At 61.1% G+C, this 16,426-nt stretch carries 19 protein-coding genes; 3 read left to right on the plus strand and 16 right to left on the minus strand.

Features of this window, described 5'->3' with window-relative positions; genetic code table 11:
* The 13 genes from WC026_RS07435 to WC026_RS07495 form a co-directional block, all read right to left on the minus strand.
* Nucleotides 1-193: phage head closure protein (locus tag WC026_RS07435; protein WP_372710200.1), on the minus strand; the 193-nt coding region annotated here is incomplete at its 3' end.
* The gene (locus tag WC026_RS07440) at nt 190-765 is read right to left on the minus strand and encodes a head-tail connector protein (protein WP_372710201.1); all 576 of its coding nucleotides are present in this window, start codon (nt 763-765) and stop codon (nt 190-192) included. The genes WC026_RS07440 and WC026_RS07435, both read right to left, overlap by 4 nt.
* Nucleotides 766-1,032: 267 nt before the next feature.
* Entirely contained in the window at nt 1,033-2,271 is a 1,239-nt protein-coding gene (locus tag WC026_RS07445) for a phage major capsid protein (protein ID WP_372710202.1), read from the minus strand.
* 52 nt (nt 2,272-2,323) lie between these two features.
* Complete coding sequence (locus tag WC026_RS07450; RefSeq protein ID WP_372710203.1) at nt 2,324-3,028, minus strand: HK97 family phage prohead protease; 705 nt, start codon at nt 3,026-3,028, stop codon at nt 2,324-2,326.
* A 149-nt stretch (nt 3,029-3,177) separates the two neighbouring features.
* Complete coding sequence (locus WC026_RS07455; protein WP_372710204.1) at nt 3,178-3,492, minus strand: hypothetical protein; 315 nt, start codon at nt 3,490-3,492, stop codon at nt 3,178-3,180.
* 3 nt (nt 3,493-3,495) lie between these two features.
* A complete protein-coding gene (locus WC026_RS07460) occupies nt 3,496-3,975 on the minus strand; it encodes an RNase A-like domain-containing protein (protein WP_372710205.1) in 480 nt (159 codons plus the stop codon).
* A gap of 305 nt (nt 3,976-4,280) precedes the next feature.
* A complete protein-coding gene (locus tag WC026_RS07465) occupies nt 4,281-4,676 on the minus strand; it encodes a hypothetical protein (protein WP_372710206.1) in 396 nt (131 codons plus the stop codon).
* Entirely contained in the window at nt 4,673-5,038 is a 366-nt protein-coding gene (locus WC026_RS07470; RefSeq protein WP_372710207.1) for a hypothetical protein, read from the minus strand. Before WC026_RS07470 ends, WC026_RS07465 begins: the two co-directional genes overlap by 4 nt.
* Nucleotides 5,039-5,168: 130 nt before the next feature.
* The gene (locus WC026_RS07475; RefSeq protein ID WP_372710208.1) at nt 5,169-5,492 is read right to left on the minus strand and encodes a hypothetical protein; all 324 of its coding nucleotides are present in this window, start codon (nt 5,490-5,492) and stop codon (nt 5,169-5,171) included.
* A 3-nt stretch (nt 5,493-5,495) separates the two neighbouring features.
* Entirely contained in the window at nt 5,496-7,418 is a 1,923-nt protein-coding gene (locus tag WC026_RS07480; RefSeq protein WP_372710209.1) for a phage portal protein, read from the minus strand.
* Nucleotides 7,419-7,778: 360 nt separating this feature from the next.
* Nucleotides 7,779-9,299, minus strand: coding sequence for a DNA-packaging protein (locus tag WC026_RS07485; RefSeq protein ID WP_372710210.1), 1,521 nt, complete (start codon nt 9,297-9,299; stop codon nt 7,779-7,781).
* Nucleotides 9,217-9,549 (minus strand): hypothetical protein, encoded by a 333-nt coding sequence (locus tag WC026_RS07490; protein WP_372710211.1) that lies wholly within the window; start codon nt 9,547-9,549, stop codon nt 9,217-9,219. Before WC026_RS07490 ends, WC026_RS07485 begins: the two co-directional genes overlap by 83 nt.
* 822 nt (nt 9,550-10,371) lie before the next feature.
* The gene (locus tag WC026_RS07495) at nt 10,372-10,908 is read right to left on the minus strand and encodes a YcgN family cysteine cluster protein (RefSeq protein WP_372710212.1); all 537 of its coding nucleotides are present in this window, start codon (nt 10,906-10,908) and stop codon (nt 10,372-10,374) included.
* Nucleotides 10,909-11,132: 224 nt separating this feature from the next.
* Between WC026_RS07495 and WC026_RS07500 the strand changes: the two genes are divergently transcribed.
* Genes WC026_RS07500 through WC026_RS07510 form a run of 3 tightly spaced genes read left to right on the plus strand, consistent with a single transcriptional unit; the run spans nt 11,133 to nt 14,638 of the window.
* Nucleotides 11,133-13,415 carry a transglycosylase domain-containing protein gene (locus WC026_RS07500; RefSeq protein ID WP_372710213.1) on the plus strand — a complete coding sequence of 761 codons (2,283 nt, stop codon included), beginning with the start codon at nt 11,133-11,135 and terminating at the stop codon, nt 13,413-13,415.
* Between the two features lie 12 nt (nt 13,416-13,427).
* Entirely contained in the window at nt 13,428-14,084 is a 657-nt protein-coding gene (locus WC026_RS07505; RefSeq protein ID WP_372710214.1) for a DUF1214 domain-containing protein, read from the plus strand.
* Nucleotides 14,081-14,638, plus strand: coding sequence for a hypothetical protein (locus WC026_RS07510; protein ID WP_372710215.1), 558 nt, complete (start codon nt 14,081-14,083; stop codon nt 14,636-14,638). Before WC026_RS07505 ends, WC026_RS07510 begins: the two co-directional genes overlap by 4 nt.
* A 278-nt stretch (nt 14,639-14,916) precedes the next feature.
* On the opposite strand, the gene WC026_RS07515 is transcribed toward WC026_RS07510, so the two are convergent.
* The 3 genes from WC026_RS07515 to WC026_RS07525 form a co-directional block, all read right to left on the minus strand.
* Complete coding sequence (locus WC026_RS07515; protein ID WP_372710216.1) at nt 14,917-15,099, minus strand: hypothetical protein; 183 nt, start codon at nt 15,097-15,099, stop codon at nt 14,917-14,919.
* A gap of 206 nt (nt 15,100-15,305) precedes the next feature.
* The gene (locus WC026_RS07520; RefSeq protein ID WP_372710217.1) at nt 15,306-15,650 is read right to left on the minus strand and encodes a DUF1491 family protein; all 345 of its coding nucleotides are present in this window, start codon (nt 15,648-15,650) and stop codon (nt 15,306-15,308) included.
* 34 nt (nt 15,651-15,684) lie between these two features.
* Entirely contained in the window at nt 15,685-16,425 is a 741-nt protein-coding gene (locus WC026_RS07525; RefSeq protein ID WP_372710218.1) for a peptidoglycan-binding protein, read from the minus strand.
* Nucleotide 16,426 lies beyond the last annotated feature (1 nt).

The raw sequence follows: 16,426 nt of genomic DNA on the forward strand, positions 1-16,426 counted from the left end.
CGTCGTGCGTCGCCGTTCCGGCCACGCGATCCAGCGTGAAATTTTCATCCGCGCTGCGCGACCAGATCGCGGCCCAAACTTCGGCGACAGCTATCCACTCCGTTATCGAACCTCCGGCGCCATCGCTCGTTCGTTCCGGTCGCTCGATGACAATGCGATGCCGGAGGTCACCGGCTTTGACAGGTGCCTTCATAGCCGAATCGTCCGAAATGGATTGATGAGGTCGCTCACGGCATCCGGAATGCGCGCGCCGTCTTGTCCGATCTCGCGCGGATCGCGATGCTCGTACCAATGCGCGGCCAGCATCAGGATCGCGTGCTTCAGCGGCGCGGGAACACTCGCCGCACTATCTCCGAATCCCGCCGTCAAATCGATTTCGATGCCCTTCGCGGCCCGGCCCGGCAGCGGCGGCACGCTATTGTTCCAGATGAGACGCGGCGGCCGCGAGGCGAGGTCGACGAGATAACTCTGATCCGAAACGGTCGTCGCATGTCCGGAGGCGTCGATGACACGAACGCCGCCGACGGAGCGCAACGGCGCGATCGGCAGCTCGATCTCGCGCGACTTCGACCAGCGATCGAGCGTGAGCTTCCATGACTGCGTGATGAGCGCCAGAGACAGCGCCGTCTCGATGTGCAGTCGCGATGTCAGAACGAGGCTGCCAATCAATATGTCTTCGGCATCGGTATCGATGCGCATGTGCGCCTTGGCTTCAGCGACCGTCACCGGCTCGACAGCAGGCGGGCTCGTCATCACGAGAGACATTGCATTTCCTTATTTGTTTGCGCTCGGCGACTCGCGTTCCGCGAGCCGGCCGCCGAGCGTGCTGATGTTGCTCCGTCCGCGCGACAAGGCCGCGCGTTGCGGCCGGCTCCGCGAAGCGGAGTCGCAACGCGCAAACAAAAATGCGAGATCACCGCACTGCGATGACCCCGCACACTTCCACGCGGGCGGGAGGGAAACCCGCGCGAAACTTTTTGATTGCGCCCGGCGACTATCCCCCGGGGAGCCGGCCGCCGGACGCGGGTTTGCTTACTCCGCGAACTTCAGCAGCTTGATCGCGTCAAAGTCCTGCACGCCGCCGCCGACGCGCTTCGTCGTATAGAAGAGCACGTAGGGCTTGGCGCTGTAGGGATCGCGCAGCACACGGATGCCAGCGCGATCGACGATCAGATATCCGCGCGAGAAATCGCCGAACGCGATCGACAGCGAAGCGCTATCGATGGCCGGCATGTCCTCGCTCTCGGCAACGGGATAACCCATCAGCGACGGCCATTCGCCGGGCGCGTTCGCCGGCTGCCAGAGATAGTTGCCATCGCCGTCCTTGAGCTTGCGCACCGCCGCGACCGTCGAACGGCTCATGATGAATGTGCCGTTGGCGCGATAAGGCGCCTTCGTCGCGTAGATGAGATCGAGCAGCTTATCGCCGGGCGCTGTCGACGGGAACGCACCCGCGGCGCCGGTCGCAACGAACCCGATCTTGCCCCACGCCCATGAAGCGTTGGCGACGGTATCGTAGGCGAGAAAGCCCTTCGGCTTGTTCGAACCATCGCCGGAGACGAAGGCCGTGCCCTCCTGCTCCGCGAACGCGATGCGGACTTCGTCCGCCAGCCACTCGTCGATGTTGACGATCGTATCGTCGAGCAGAGATTGCGATGCGGCGGGCATCGCATAAAGCTCCATCGTCGGGAACTGCAGGTTGGCGAGCGTCGGCGTCGACGTTTGCGTGCGCGACGCGGTTTCGGCGACCCAGCCGGTACCGACTCCGCTCGTCGCGAACGGACGATTGTAGACCGCACCGGAGACCTGGCGAAGTCCCGAGATCGCGCGCATCGGCGAGATCGCCTTCAACGCGCGATTGACGGCAGCTTCCGTTTCCGCCGGCACAAGATAACCGCCATCGGGAGCCGATCCGGTCGACAGGGCTTTTTCTTCGATCCGTGCCATCCGCGAAGCGTCGCCACGGCGCACGTAGCCATCGAAGGCCGCTTTATGCGCGAGTTGCGACGCGGGCGACGCACCGCCTGCGAGATGTGGCCGCGCCGACTTCAGAGCCAGATTGTCCGCGGCGCGCTTCGTGGAGTCGAGCGTCTCCTCGATCCGCGCCAGCTTCTCGGCGACGAGAACGTCGGACGCGCCGCGCTGCTCGATCTCTGAGAGACGCTGGTCGTTGGTTTCCTTGAAGGCTTCGAAGGCTTCGATGAATTCTTCGAAGGCGCGCGCGGTTTCTCCGCCCGCCCCCTTCGTTTCGAGGGAAGTCGTATCGGTCATGTGATGTCCTGTTTACGTTTGAATCCTCTCCCCGCGTGCAGGGAGATGGAACTTACATTGCCTGCATCAGCCGCGCGGCTTCGCGAAACCGCGAAGCAAGCATGGCATCGTCGTCGACTGAGCGGCGCGCATCCCGCAGGGCCTTCAGTCCATGAAAGCCCGAGCGGAGAACCGCCTGCGCTTCCGTTCGCGTCAGCCCAGCATCTCGCGTAAGCCAGCGCTCAAAGTCTCTCATCGTCGGAGTCATCGCCACGAATGGCCGCCTCTTCACGCTTTCGACGCGCGCACCGGGCAGCATCGGAAAGGTGACGACGGATATTTCCCAAAGATCGATTTTTTCCAGACGCCGCACGCCGCTCGCCGCATCGCGACGCGCCTTGACCGTCTTGAACCCGATCGACAAACCATCGAGCGCACCGGCCCGCATCAGTGCGAGGACCTCACGCCCTTTCACGACGGCGGTCATCAATCGGCCGCGCACATAAAGCCCGCGCGCATCCTCGCGGATTTCATCCCAGACGCCGATCGGTTCGGCCGGATCATGCTGGAATAGCATCTTGATGCGTGCCGCACCGCGACTCTGCAGGCTTTCGCGAAACGCGCCTGGCGCAATGACGTCGTGCCCCAGATCCTCGCGATTGAAGAGACTCGCATAGCCTTCGAACACGCCGTCGCCGAGCGACTTCGCCTCGAACGGCAATGCCCGGCTCCGCTTCGACAGCGAAGCGGGCAGCAGAAAGTGTTCGGTCGCGTACATGTGCGCTCCGTCGGTTTGCGAACTGAAGTTATGAGTTTCGCCAGACTGGCGATCTAAATTTTTACGGCGCGCCGAGCGGCCGGCTCCGCGAAGCGGAGTCGCTCGGCGCAATCAAAAGCTAGGCGTTTTCGGAGCACATCGAGTTTGAATCAGATCTTTCCGGTAAGATATGGCTCCTGCTCCAGCCTCTTCAGCAGTGACGAAAGAAAATCTCGCACACGCTCGCCGTCCGTAAAATAAACGCCAGATGGCGTCGACGACCAGAAATCAGACATTTCCTCGGCTGAGAGCTTCCTTGCAAGCAACGATTGGAGAAATTGACGCACAACTGCCGCCTGTGGATGCTCAACACCAATCAATGCATAAGGAACCAGTCCATCCATCGACCCCACTTGTTCAACAACATCGTATCCGATCTGCCGAACCATATGTTTGAATTCAACAGGCATCGCCATTTGGCTCATTTTTTAATCCTCCGTCAGCGGAAACGCCGAGTAAATGTACCATCCCCTCGAATTATTGCCTGTGCGCCGAACGCGAACCTCTAAGCTATTTGTCGGTCTTATAATGGGCTCGGAACGTCCGTTAGGAGCGAATGCCTCATAGCCCGTTGGTGACCTGAATGAACTCGTCGGATACAAATATAGATTTGGCAGCAGAAACAGGAGATTTCCCTCTCCAAAACTCTTAAGTTTTTGCTGATTCTGCGGCTCCGCAATAACTGAGTTTATCAATTTATTGGCCGCTTCCACGGATGTAAAAGATCCTGCTCGTTTTTCGCCGTACTCGCCGACCCCTGGAATACTTTTTCTACTCTCCAGAACGCGTGCTCTGAGATACTGCTCGGATTTGCCCACATGTCTTTCAAGCGTGTGCCCGCCAAGTTTATCCTCCTCTAGAATGTCAACCGGATATCCGGATCGCTCTCCGGCCTGCGCGACACGCACGCGGCCGTCGGAGATGCGGCTCGCGCCGCCACCTCCATCCGTCCACTGCCCTCAGCCCGATTGACCGGCGGGAACGCGCGGCTGGTCTTCTGTATATTTTGCGCTCGGCGACTCTCCTTCGTCGAGCCGGCCGCCGAGCGCGTCATATCCCGCCGCAGCGCGTTTCTCGTCGGTGATGATGAAGGATGCGGCGTCTTACGCGCCGAGCGGCCGGCTACGCGAAGCGGAGTCGCTCGACGCAATCAAAAGCTCGGCGTTTCCACAGCGCGTCGCGTTCGGGTGCCAGCGCTTCAATCTGATCGAGGTCAATCCATCTTCACATAGTTAGGACTATTCGGCCTAGGCCTAGCAAACCATGGGCAACGCTCAATCATCGAATAGGAGTCGTAAGGAACAGGTTCCCATTCCGTGATTATGGCTTCAGCAATTGCCTCTCGGCTCGAGCCGTACTGCGTCTGACGGGTCCAATTAAACCCACTTCCGGGAATATGGCGCACCGGCACAGCTCCTGCATCCAAGAGCGCGTAGATGGCGCGGCGGACGTAATCAGCGAGCGCTTCTCCGGACAGCCCAAAAGCGACGCGTCCATCCGGCACGATCTGCCAAATCCCAACGGCGTCAAGATCCAGTTCTCCAGGGTATTGGGATATAGCTTCGCTCAGTGTTTCCCCGGTGTCCTTATCTCGTGGTTCGTCGATCATTTTTTATGAACCTTGTAGCCGTTCTTGAGAATGGTTTCGTCGGCTGATTTCAATACGTCAAGCGTCTCGCCATACTCAACACTTCGGCGCACCCCAATCTCTGTGCCGTCCGGCCGCTGGTACGCTTTTCCGTCATAGCCACGTGGAGGCTCTATTTCCTTTGCGCCATCGAGGATTTCGGACTTCAATTTTTCGAAATCGTCTTTGTCCAGAGTGCGAATTCCTGGGCGCGCTTTGGCAGCTTGAACACCGAGTTCTTTTCCACCCGGCTTCAACAATTCCTCAAGCGTCTTTTCTGCCGGCTTCAGAACCTTCGGGTTGCGCAGAAGGTAGCGGGCAGCACCTTGGATGATCTTGGCCATCGCGAGGCGATCGCCATCCGTCCACTGCCCTCCGCCAGATTGGCCTGCGGGAACGCGCGCTTGATCGTCATTATATTTTGCGCTCGGCGCCACTAAGAGAGAGCCGTTTCCATAGCGCGCCGCGCTCGGATCAGGATTCCTGATATGGCGGCTGGACCAGTCTGGCGCCCAGCAATCTCAGGAAGCCTTCGACGTGCTCACCGTCATAGAAATAAATCTCTGAGGGCGTTTCGCGCCAAAAGTCTACCCTCTGTTTCGATGAGAGTCCCTTATTAAGGAAGTCATCGATGAACTCACGTATTGCTTTCGCTTCATTCCTATCAATACCGATAATCGCAGTCTGGACGAGGAGAGTATTTGCGTCAGCAACGCTCATCGCTCGGGTTTTGCGCGCAAGATCTTGTCCTAGGTTCCGGCAAGCCTTACGAAATTCTGGGGGTATATCGATCTGCACGTGTCACTCCTCATTCATTGGCCATGCTGAATCGACGTAGTAGCCTCGCTGCACCCTGTCGGTCCTTATCAATCTTACCGTTACTCCAGATGTAGATCTTATTTTCGGAATTGTTCTATCATCGGGCGAATAAGCCTCAATTCCGGTTGGCGAGGAAAAGCTCTTAAAGATCCGCAGTTCCGGAAGCCAAAATGGGAATTTCGCCTCGCGGAACATCTCGATTTTTGAAGCATTTTCAGGATCTCCTACGGTCGAATTAACGAGCTTATTTGCCGCGTCCACAGAGGGGAACGAACCCGCCCGTTTTTCCCCTACGCCAAAGATATATGGAACGCCGGAACGACTTCCGGTGATCCGTGCTTTCAGATACTCTTCTGACTTTCCAACATGCTCGGCATATGTATGCCCACCGACTTCATCTTCTTCCAGTATGTTGATCGGGTATCCTGATCTTCCGCCATCGGCTTGAGCGACACGAACGCGACCATTATTTGAGCCTGACCCGACGCCAGCACCATCCGTCCATTGGCCGCCGCCGGATTGGCCTGCGGGAACGCGCGGCTGGTCTGGAGCATACTTCGCGCCCGGCGGCCTCCCCGCGAAGGCGGGGATCGACGAAGGAGAGTCGCCGGGCGCATCAGAAAGACTCGCATATCCCGCCGCAGCCCGTTTCTCGTCTGTGGTGAGGAACGATGCGGCTTCGAGACGTTTCCACAGCGCATCGCGTTCGGGTGCCAGCGCTTCGATCTGGTCAAGGTCAGGTTTGAGTTCTAGCACGCTTGGCGGCCGGCTCGCGGAACGCGAGTCGCCAAGCGCAAACAAAGACTCATCCCTAGCTCCGAATGCCGAGCTTTTTTCAAATGCCGGCGCCAGCCAGTTCGCCAGCGCCCGCGCCGTGCGGCTTACCAGCGGCAGCACCGTTTGACGCCAGAAGGCGCGCTGCGCCTCCTGATAGTTCGAGTACGTATTATCGCCCGGAATGCCGAGCAGCATCGGCGGCACGCCGATCGCCAGCGCGATCTCGCGCGCAGCGGCGTTCTTGGCCTCGATGAAATCCATGTCCTTCGGCGACAGCGACAAGGGCTTCCAGTCGAGGCCGCCTTCGAGCAGCAGCGGGCGCCCGGCGGCGCGCGCGCCTTGAAAATTCGTTTCGAGCTCGCTTTTCAGCCGCGTGAACTGTTCGTCCGTCATCTGACCGTTCGACGCGGCGTAGACGAGTGCGCCGGAGGGCCGCGCGGAATTATCGAGCAGCGCCTTGTTCCAGGCCGCCGCCGTGTTGTGAATGTCGATCGCGGTTGCGGCCGCCTCGATCGGGCTCATGCCGTAGTGATCGTTGAGCGGATGAAAGAGCTTCAAGTGCAGGATCGGCCGCACATCCTCGACGACCTCGTCGAGAAAACGCACACTTCGTCCGCAGACGGTGTATTCGTAGCCTTCGGGCCAGCCGTCGACGCCAGGGATCACCTTCATGCGGTCGGGCCGCAGGATGTGCAGCTCGCGCAACTCGCCATCAAGAGCAACGGCTTCGACGTAGGCGTTGCCCGAGACGAGTAGGAAGCCGTACCAGGCTTCGAGAAAATCGGTGCCGGTGTGATCGAGGCTCGGCCGCCGGAGCAGCCCGATCAGCGGATGATCCTCGATCTCGGTCGTGCCCTCATAGAGGAGCAACGGGATCGAGGCGGCGGCCTCCGCTATCATGCGCACGCAGCGATAGACGATGGCATTCTGCATGAAGCCTTCGCGCGCGAAGGCGGAGTAGTCGCGCGGCGCCCACACCGGTTCGCCGAGATTGTGATAGGCGATGAGCGGGCCCGTCGCAGTGGCTTTGTTGATTGTGCCAAGCGACTCGCGTTCCGCGAGCCGGCCGCTTGGCACACGACCGTGCACCGGCAGCCAGCGCGTCAGCGCTTCCGAGATTATTGACATGCTAAAACCTTTGAAATTTTCGTATCGTCGAAGGCTCCGCACGGCGGCTTGCAACGCGCGCGGTTGATCGGTTATTCTGTTCAGGTAAGCTTAGTTTGGCAGGTACGCTGGGTTTTTCAGGTTGGGGTTCGAATCCCCATCTCGTGGTCTGTCTCACTGGCCTTCTGACGTTGATCGCACTGAGTTTCCTTCAGTATCTCAGCATCGGCCTCAAAATCGGGGCAGAAAGGAAGGTTGGCATGAAGAAGAATGACAAGGCTCGTGTCTCGTTGTTGTTGAAAGCTTTCACCTCAACGTCTTGGGCCATTGGGACTTCCATGTGGTCTGGTTTGACCCTGTCAAACTAAGCTTACGCCCCCCTCAGAGCATCCTGACCGTTGGCTTCAGCGCGGCGCTCAGCAGCAAATCCGTGATCGCCCAGACGAGCGCGTCGACGCGATCGGGGCTGCGGCCCTTGACCGTACCGTCGCTCCCGAATGCGCACATCTGATCTTCGAGCGCATCGAGCCGCCCGACGTGCGCGACGCGGCCTTCCGCGTAAAGCGCCGCAACCGGCTCGGCACGAACCCATTTTCCCCGCGTCGCTCTGACTTTGACGACGGGGAAATTCTGTCGAAACTGCTGCAGAACGGAGATGACGAGATCTCCGCCTTGATTGACTTCCGCGACCATGCGGTCGGCTTCGTAATCGTCGAACGCTGAGAGCGCCGCACGCGCCCACACCTCTGGCGTTCGTCCCTGTACGGTGCGATCGGCGAGAACATAGGCGCGCTTATCGACACCCAATCCCGCAACAACGATTCCGCACGCATCCGACGACGCCGTCGCCGTCACCGGCGGATCGACCGCCACGACGACACGTTGCATCTCGGGAGCCGCCTCGACGCGCGCTTCCTCGATCCAGTGGCGCCGCCACAAACCGTCGCTCGCATCCTCGACGATCTCGCCGAGCAGTTCCTGCCGCCCGATAGCCGAGCCCGCATAGCGACGCGTCATCTCGGCGAGGAACGTCGGCGCGAGATTCAACGCATTGTCGGCCGTTGCGAGATTGACAGTCACGGTCGCCTCGTCGGCAATAATCAATTTCAAAAGCTTCGTTGCGCGCGGCGTCGTCGTCACGCAGGCGCGCGGTGCATCTCCGAGGCGCAGAGCAAACTGAAGCATGTCCCACGCTTTCTCCGCGTTGCGCCACTTCGCAAGCTCATCGCACCAGGCAGCGGTGAACTGCGGCCCGCGCAAGGCTTCTGCTTCGTCCGCCGAAAACAATTCCGCGACCGCGCCGTTCCGCCATGTCAGCCTCCGCTTCGACGGTTCGAACACAGGCCGCTCGTGTGCCGGATGCACGGCAAGCAATCCCGACTGACCTTCGACCATCACGTTGCGAACATCGGCCAATGTTTTTCCCACTAGCGCGAGTCTTGCTGGCGCCTTGCGACTCCCCTGCGGAGAGCTGGCCGCAAGGCGCGGCCCTGGATCATCGCCACAGGCAAGACTGCGAATCCACTCTGCGCCAGCGCGCGTCTTGCCCGACCCGCGTCCGCCAAGCAGCATCCACACGCGCCATGCTTTATTGATCGGCGCTTCCGACATCTTTTTGTTGGCACCCGGCGAGTCCCCTGCGGGGAGCCGGACGCCGGGCGCGCTTGATGTTGCGCCCTGCTCTTTCAACAAGGCCGCGCCTTGCTGCCGGCTCTGCGGAGCAAAGTCGCAAGGCGCAATCAACAATGGCGCAAGCTGATCGTCCCGCGCCCATAATTCCCAATCATGCGCGATGAACTCCAGCTCGGCCGCACTCAGCTCATTCAGAACTTCGCTGAGACGTCCGTTTTCGATTGAGGCGTTCAAGACGTTCCGCAATTTCGCGGCGTAGGTCTTCCGCATGAGCCAGCGCCTCCTTGCTCTTGGCGTCGCCCCCCGTTGCCTTTCGCTTCGTCATCTCGCGTTGCATCTCAACGGCTTTCTCCAAAGCATTGACCATCTGCGACAGCGCCCGGGACGCACGCTCGCGATCCTGCGAGGTGAGGCCCTTCTGCTTTTCGAGTTTTTCCAGTTCGCCATCGATCGTGTTGTAGACACGTTGCACGAGCGCGCCGGGCTTGGATTTTTTAGCTGGCACCGAGTTAGTTGGCACCGAGCGACTCGCGTGCCGCGAGCCGGCCGCTCGGTGCGGGCTCGTTGCATCGTCTGAGATTTCTTTCCGGCTTCCCTTCTGGGAGCCGGTTGAGTTCTGCTTTTGCGCGCCGCGACTCCCGTTCTTGGAGCCGGCCGCAGCACGTGGCGTGGTTTTCTTCGAGCGGACACGCGTCGTCGTTCGCCGCGCGCTCGATGCCGCTGCCATGCGCTTGCTCACCTTTTCAAAATTTCGGGAAACGCGTCCCGGCACAATGGCCCGCACTTCGGTGAGAGCGTCGTCTCACACTTTCCGCGTTATACAGAGAAGATGCCTGATAAGCGTCGCGCTGTCAATTGACAAAATGCAATAACATATTGAAAATTAAGGCGATTATTAAATTTATAGAGCCAAACCGTCCAAGTATAAATCAGTGCCGGCAAACGAGGATAAGTTTCCTCGACAGATAGCGGTTCGTAGATCGGCACGGATCTTCGTTGCGTGGCCGCGGTCAAATGGCAGCCCACACCCGTCATGGCCGCGAAGGCGGCCATCCACGACCTCAACGGCAGCTTTGCTGACATCGGGCCTGCGCGTCTGCAGACCGACGTTCGACGACGAATGGTTCCGAGCGAGGCGCCCGCGGTGCCTGCTCTAAAAAATAGCTCGCAGAAAAAACGTGGATAGCCGCCTTCACGGCCACGACGTGAAGTGAAGGCTTCTGGCGTCGATAAAACGATGGCAGTTCAAGCCGACGACAACCACCGCTCCATGGCCGGGCTCGCCCCGCCCATCCAGGGCAGCTTGCTCAAACGGCTCCAAATGAAGGCCGCAACGCCCGCCTTAGCTCTTGGAGCTGACAGCACGCTCCTTGGACTTGCGCCGCTGCTGAGGTTCGCCATGATCCTCGCCCTGCCCCAAATCCGGAATGATGTAGCGCCAGTAGTTCTCTTCCTTGACGCGCCGCTCGCTCATCGCGAACGAACTGACGGCGATGCCCGCCTGATGCACGGTCTCGGGCGATCCCGAAACGAGCGGATGCCACCACGGCAGATCGCGCCCCTCGTCGACAATGCGATAGCCGCACGTCGGCGGCAGCCATTTCAGCTCGCGCGCGCGTTTGACGTCGATCTGGAGGCAATCGGGCATCTTGCTGAAACGATTCGCATAATCCCGGCAGCGGCAGGTGCCCACGTTCAGCATGCTACACGCGAGCTTCGTAGTGTAGACCTCACTCGTATCCTCGTCCTCGAGCTTGACGAGGCAGCAGCGGCCGCAGCCGTCGCAGAGTGATTCCCACTCCTCGGGCGACAGCTGCTCGAGCGTTTTGGTCTTCCAGAACGGTTTGCTGTCGCCGTCCAACGTCGGTCTCTCTTTCACTTGCCAGCGCCGCCGAATTGACCACAATTTGGTCGCCTTGGGACGCGTAACGTCCGTCGCCGAGGGTTTGCGGTGCATCCAGAGGGACGCGCCGCAATTGGTGCTTGCAATGCGTCACGTGTTTTGGTGCTGAAGGGGGCTTAAGCCCCCCTGCGCTGCAAGGCAAGTCTGGCCCCGCAAGGCAGGTCTGGCGTCGGGGGCGGCGTGGCAAGGGGTGACGGGTCTTGAACGACTGGTTCTTCAGACAGGGCGGACGCGACCGTTTCATCAACTGGCTTGCCCTTGATTCGAAACTCAACTCGACGCTCGGCGAGAGTTGGTCTCGCATCAAGGATTACTGGAACGCCGGTTCGAGTTACTTCGCGCGCTTTCAGCTCGTGGGCTGGCGCCGCCTGCTGAACGAATTTGCCTCCGAAGGCCTGACGATGCTGTTCGGCGGATTGGTCGTGCTCTACGGCCTTGCCCTCCCCGCCTTCCAGGAATTCGACGAAAGCAAATTCCTGACCGGCAAGTTCGCGGTCACCTTCCTCGACGTCAACGGCAACGAGATCGGCAAGCGCGGCATCCTGCACAACGACGCGGTGCCGCTCGACCAGATCCCGGACGTTCTCATCAAGGCGACGCTGTCGACGGAAGACCGCCGCTTCTTCGAGCACTATGGCATCGACGTGCTCGGCACCATGCGTGCGCTGTTGACGAACGTGCAGGCGAACGAGGTCGTGCAGGGCGGCTCGACGCTGACGCAGCAGCTCGCCAAGAACCTGTTCCTCTCGTCGGAACGCTCGCTGCAGCGAAAGATCAAGGAGCTGTTTCTCGCCTTCCTGCTCGAAAGTCGCTACACGAAGCGGCAGATCCTGAAGCTCTATTTCGATCGTGCCTATATGGGCGGCGGCACGTTCGGCGCCGAAGCCGCGTCGCAGTATTATTTCGGCAAGTCAGTGCGCGACATCAACATGGCGGAAGCGGCGATGCTCGCCGGACTTTTCAAGGCGCCATCGAAATATTCGCCCCTCGTCGACTTGGCGGCTTCGCGGGCACGCACCAACCAGGTGCTCGATAACATGGTCGAAGCCGGATACTACACCGCCGGGCAGGTTCACGCCGCGCGCATGAGCCCGGCAAGGGTCGCCGAAAACCGCACGTCGACAAGTCCGGACTGGTTCCTCGATTGGGCGTATGAAGAAGTGCAGCGGCTTGCCGAAGGCAAGGAACAGTATGTCCTGACCGCGCGCACGACCGTCGACTTGACGCTGCAGCGGCAGGCGGAAGAAGCGCTCAACGCCACGCTGAAGCGCAACGGCCGCTCCGATCATTTCAATTCCGGCGCCATCGTCGTGATGGAAACCGACGGCAAGGTGCGCGCCATCGTCGGCGGCCCCGATTACGGCGAAAGCCAGTTCAACCGCGCGACGCGCGCCAAGCGCCAGCCCGGCTCGTCGTTCAAGGTCTACGTCTACGCGGCAGCTTTGGAGAATGGCTACAAGCCTGACACGATGGTGCGCGACGCCTCGCGCTCGTGCGGAAATTGGTCGCCGTCGAACTACGGCGGCGGCGGCGGCTCGGGCGGCAGGTTGCCGCTATGGCAGGCGCTGGCAAAGTCGTTGAACACGGTGGCTACGGAACTGTCGTTCGCGGTCGGGCGCGAGAAAGTCATCGAGATGACGAAGCGTCTCGGCATCGAAGGCGTGAAGAAAACGTGCTCGATGGCACTCGGCGACGGCGGCATCACGGTGCTCGAGCACACCGGCGGATTTGCGACTTTCGCCAACGGCGGCAAGCGCGCGAAGCCCTACGGCATCCTCGACATCACGACGTCGAAAGGCGATCTCCTCTATTCGCGTGAACGCGACGAGCCGCCGGCGGAGCAGATCGTCTCGCGGCAGGTTGCCGAGGGGATGAACACGATGCTCTATCGCGTCGTCAACGAAGGCACCGGCGGCATGGCAAATCTCGATTTCACCAACGTCGCGGGCAAGACAGGAACTTCGACCGGGCCAAAGGACGCTTGGTTCATGGGCTTCACCGGCAAGTACGTGGCGGGCGTCTGGATCGGCAACGACGACAACCACGCGATGCGCATGGGCGTCACTGGCGGCCATCAGGCGGCGCCCATCTGGCATGACCTGATGACGGTCGCGCACACCGACATGAACATTCCGACTATTCCGGGCCTGCAGCCGCATCCACGCCAGATCGAGGAACAGCAGCGACTGGCGGCGATCAAGGCCGCGCAAGTCGCTGCCGGGCTTGAACCTGCGACGAAGTCCGAGACCGGCAAGCCAGAAGCGATCATGTCCGACAAAACCCGCGCCGTGCTGAAGTCGCTGACGACGGCGCTGCGCAAAGCCGAAGGCGGACCCGGCGATCCTGCAACCCCCGCTCCATCGGACGCGCCGCAAGACCCGCCGAAGGACAACAAGACGCCCGAACGGGCCGACCGGCGCGCGACGCTTTTCGATTCACTGTCCGGCGAGCAGGCGGTTTCGCCCGCCCAGCGCGCGCAATAGGGGGATCGCTGAGTGGCGTCGCTCGAACTCAAATCCTATGAGCGGCCATCGGCGATGACGCTTGTGCGCACCATCGCCGCGATCATCTTCCGCGCCATCAGCCTGATCGCGGCCGTAGCGCTCGCGACCGGCGTCGGCGTCTGGTCCAGCCGTTATATGATCTCGCGCGGCTCGCCGCTCTCCGTCGACACGTATGGCCCCTGGCAGCACTGGCGCGACCTCGGCCGCGAAAGCGCCGATCCGTATTCGAAGGCGCATCTCGCCTCGACGGGAAAGCTCAGGATTTCCGCCGACAGCGCCGGAATATTCGAGGCGAGGACCGACTCGCAAGGCGCGCGCCTGCACTCATCCTGCAACTACAAGATCGATGGCGCGAGCCTGCCGGGCCTTTGGTGGAGCCTTTCGGTCTTCGATTCCCGTGGCCGCCTGATCCGTAACGACGCGGACCGCTACACGTTCACCGCCGATACGATCGCACCCAATCCGAACGGATCGTTCGTTGTGACGCTCGGCCGCGACGCACGTCCCGGCAACTGGATTCCGACCGGCGGCGCCGGACGCCTGGTTCTCGTCTTCACCGTCCTCGATCCGGCGAACGGCCTCTCCGACGACCAGCGCGCCGAACGCAACAAGCGCCTTCCCGTCATCACGCGGGAGAGCTGCTCATGAACCTCTTCAAGCGCATCGACTGGCGGCTCTTGGTAATTTTCGTCTTAGTCGCGGTGATCGTCCACATCGTTGCGACGTTCCTCGCGGTCAACGATCAGCGCGGCACCGCTTACGCTCGGCTCGCAAATCTTCTGCCGCACAACACGATGACGATCGTCGGCCCCGTCGATCAGCAGCAGGCGCTTCTGCCGTACCTCTCGCCAGACGCTCGCTACGCTTTCTGTCCGTTCGATACCGCGGACCGGGCGATGCGCGTGCATGCGCTGCTGCCCGATCTCGGTTGGACGGTCGGCGTCTACGCTCCGGACGGCACGAACCTTTATTTCGCGGCCGCCTCATCCGAGCGCGAGACGACGATCAATCTGTCCATCATTCCCGCCGACGATCGCTTCCTCGGCCTATCGAGCGAAGCTCCGCAAACCAGCGACGCGGACCAGACCATCGCGGCGCCGAAAGGCTTTATCGTTGTGCGCGCGCCCGACCGGGGCGACCCATATCGCTCCGAAACGCAGTCCGTGCTCGAGAAGGCCTCGTGCTCCGTACGCCGCACCTGACGATCACAAAACGATAACGCGCGCCAGATTAGAATTCCCGTGCGGAGCGCTTACCCCACATCGCAAATATTCGCTGCACCGATACTCACGTGGATGGCCGCCTGCGCGGCCATGACGTGGCGGGGGCTTTCGCCTGTCGCGAGTGGCGATGACGACAAGAATGAACGCGATGACAATCTCGTCGGCGCCAAAAGTTGCTAGCCGACATTTCCCTCACATTCGTCATGGCCGCGAAGGCGGCCATCCACGACATGCCGAAGGCAGCAGCGATCCGAACGTCAGCCGTCGATTTCGAGCGTGTCGCGGCCCGGCTTGCCCGTCATCGGTTTTTCGACTTTTGGCTCCGCGGGCCGCTCGTACCTGACGCCGGGAAAGAAAACGATGTCCGCCGAGCCGCCGTCATTCACCGATAAAGGTTCGGTTCGCCGCGGAGTGCTCCTGAATTCCACGATTGTCGCCATGCGTAGCCCCCCAAATACACGAAGCTTACTTCGTGCATGCGGCTCCCCCATCATGAGGCTCACCAACCGCCCGTTATGACACCGTACAAAAACGGTTGCGGCGAGACTGCGTTGTGGCCGCTCGAATCAGCGCATGCTTCAATTAGAAGCGCCGCCTATTAATGGAATGTAAAAACTTGGACTCGCTCGCGCAGGTGAAGCTGCCCCTATGGCAGCAATTCATCGCCGAGAAAGTGCCGCCCGTCGCGATCCTCGATCTCGACGATCCAGAGATCGCTGTCGAAACCCGCCTCTCGTTTCAAAAGCGTTTCCGCCTCGGCCTCCGGAACGAAGCCGTTGTCGAAGCGCGACACCCAGCGCCGGTCGTGATCGGCATCGTCGAGTCCGGCGGGAGCGGGCGCGTAGACGGCAGCCATAAAATCCTGGCGGACGATTTTGATGAAGATCGCGCCGGCATCATCGTCGCCGTGACGCACGACGACGCCGCTCGCACCGTTGACCGTGCAACGGCGCAAATACGCTTTGACCCAGATTTCCGATTTAAGGCGCATGCTCTTCTAGTTAGCAGCAAGGATACCGATAAGCCTAGCGCGCGGCGGAGCGCGACGGCGCGGCATGGCGCAACTTCGCCTGCCCCTGCAGACGGATCAAGCGGCCCATCATCGGCCCCGAGATGCGGCCGCTCGACTTGAGCTTCTGCTCGCCCTCGAAATCGCGGATCGCGCGCCCAAGCTCCGGCGTCAGCGCGCCGCCTGCGGCACCCGTCTGATAGCCGAGCGCACCGAGCTTCTGCTTGACGTCGCGCACCAGCGCTTCCCCATCGGCCGAGATCGTTTTCCCGGGTCGCGCGCTGTTCTGCTCGAGCGAGGACGAGCCGAGCACGATCTGGCTCAGCAGCGGCTCGCTCGGCTTGCCGGTCAGCACCAGCCCGTTGTCGTACTCGTAGGCGAAAATCGCGGCGCGTGTGACAAGCCCCGCAACGCCGTCCGGCTGGCCAACGTCATAGCCGCGCGCATCAAGCTCTCGTTGAATACCGCGCGTGATTTCCGCGGTGTTGGCGTCGTCTTTCAGCGGGCCTGTCGGAGGATCGGTCGGCCCCGGCAATGGCGGCGCCGCCGATGGAGGCGTCGTCGCGCCGAGGCCCAGTCCCGGACCTTCGACCCATCCGCCGCGCGAAGGCAGGCCGCCGGTCTCGATCGCGCTGCCCTGGCTCGCGACCTGGCCTGCTACAGGTCCCTTGCCCTGGAACGCAGCCATGTTGACAGCGACGCTGAGCGTCATCAGCACGGAAGCACCGATGGCAAGTCTGCGGTCCCATCCGATCATG

The organism is Hyphomicrobium sp., assembly GCF_041674905.1.
GTDB lineage: Bacteria > Pseudomonadota > Alphaproteobacteria > Rhizobiales > Hyphomicrobiaceae > Hyphomicrobium_B.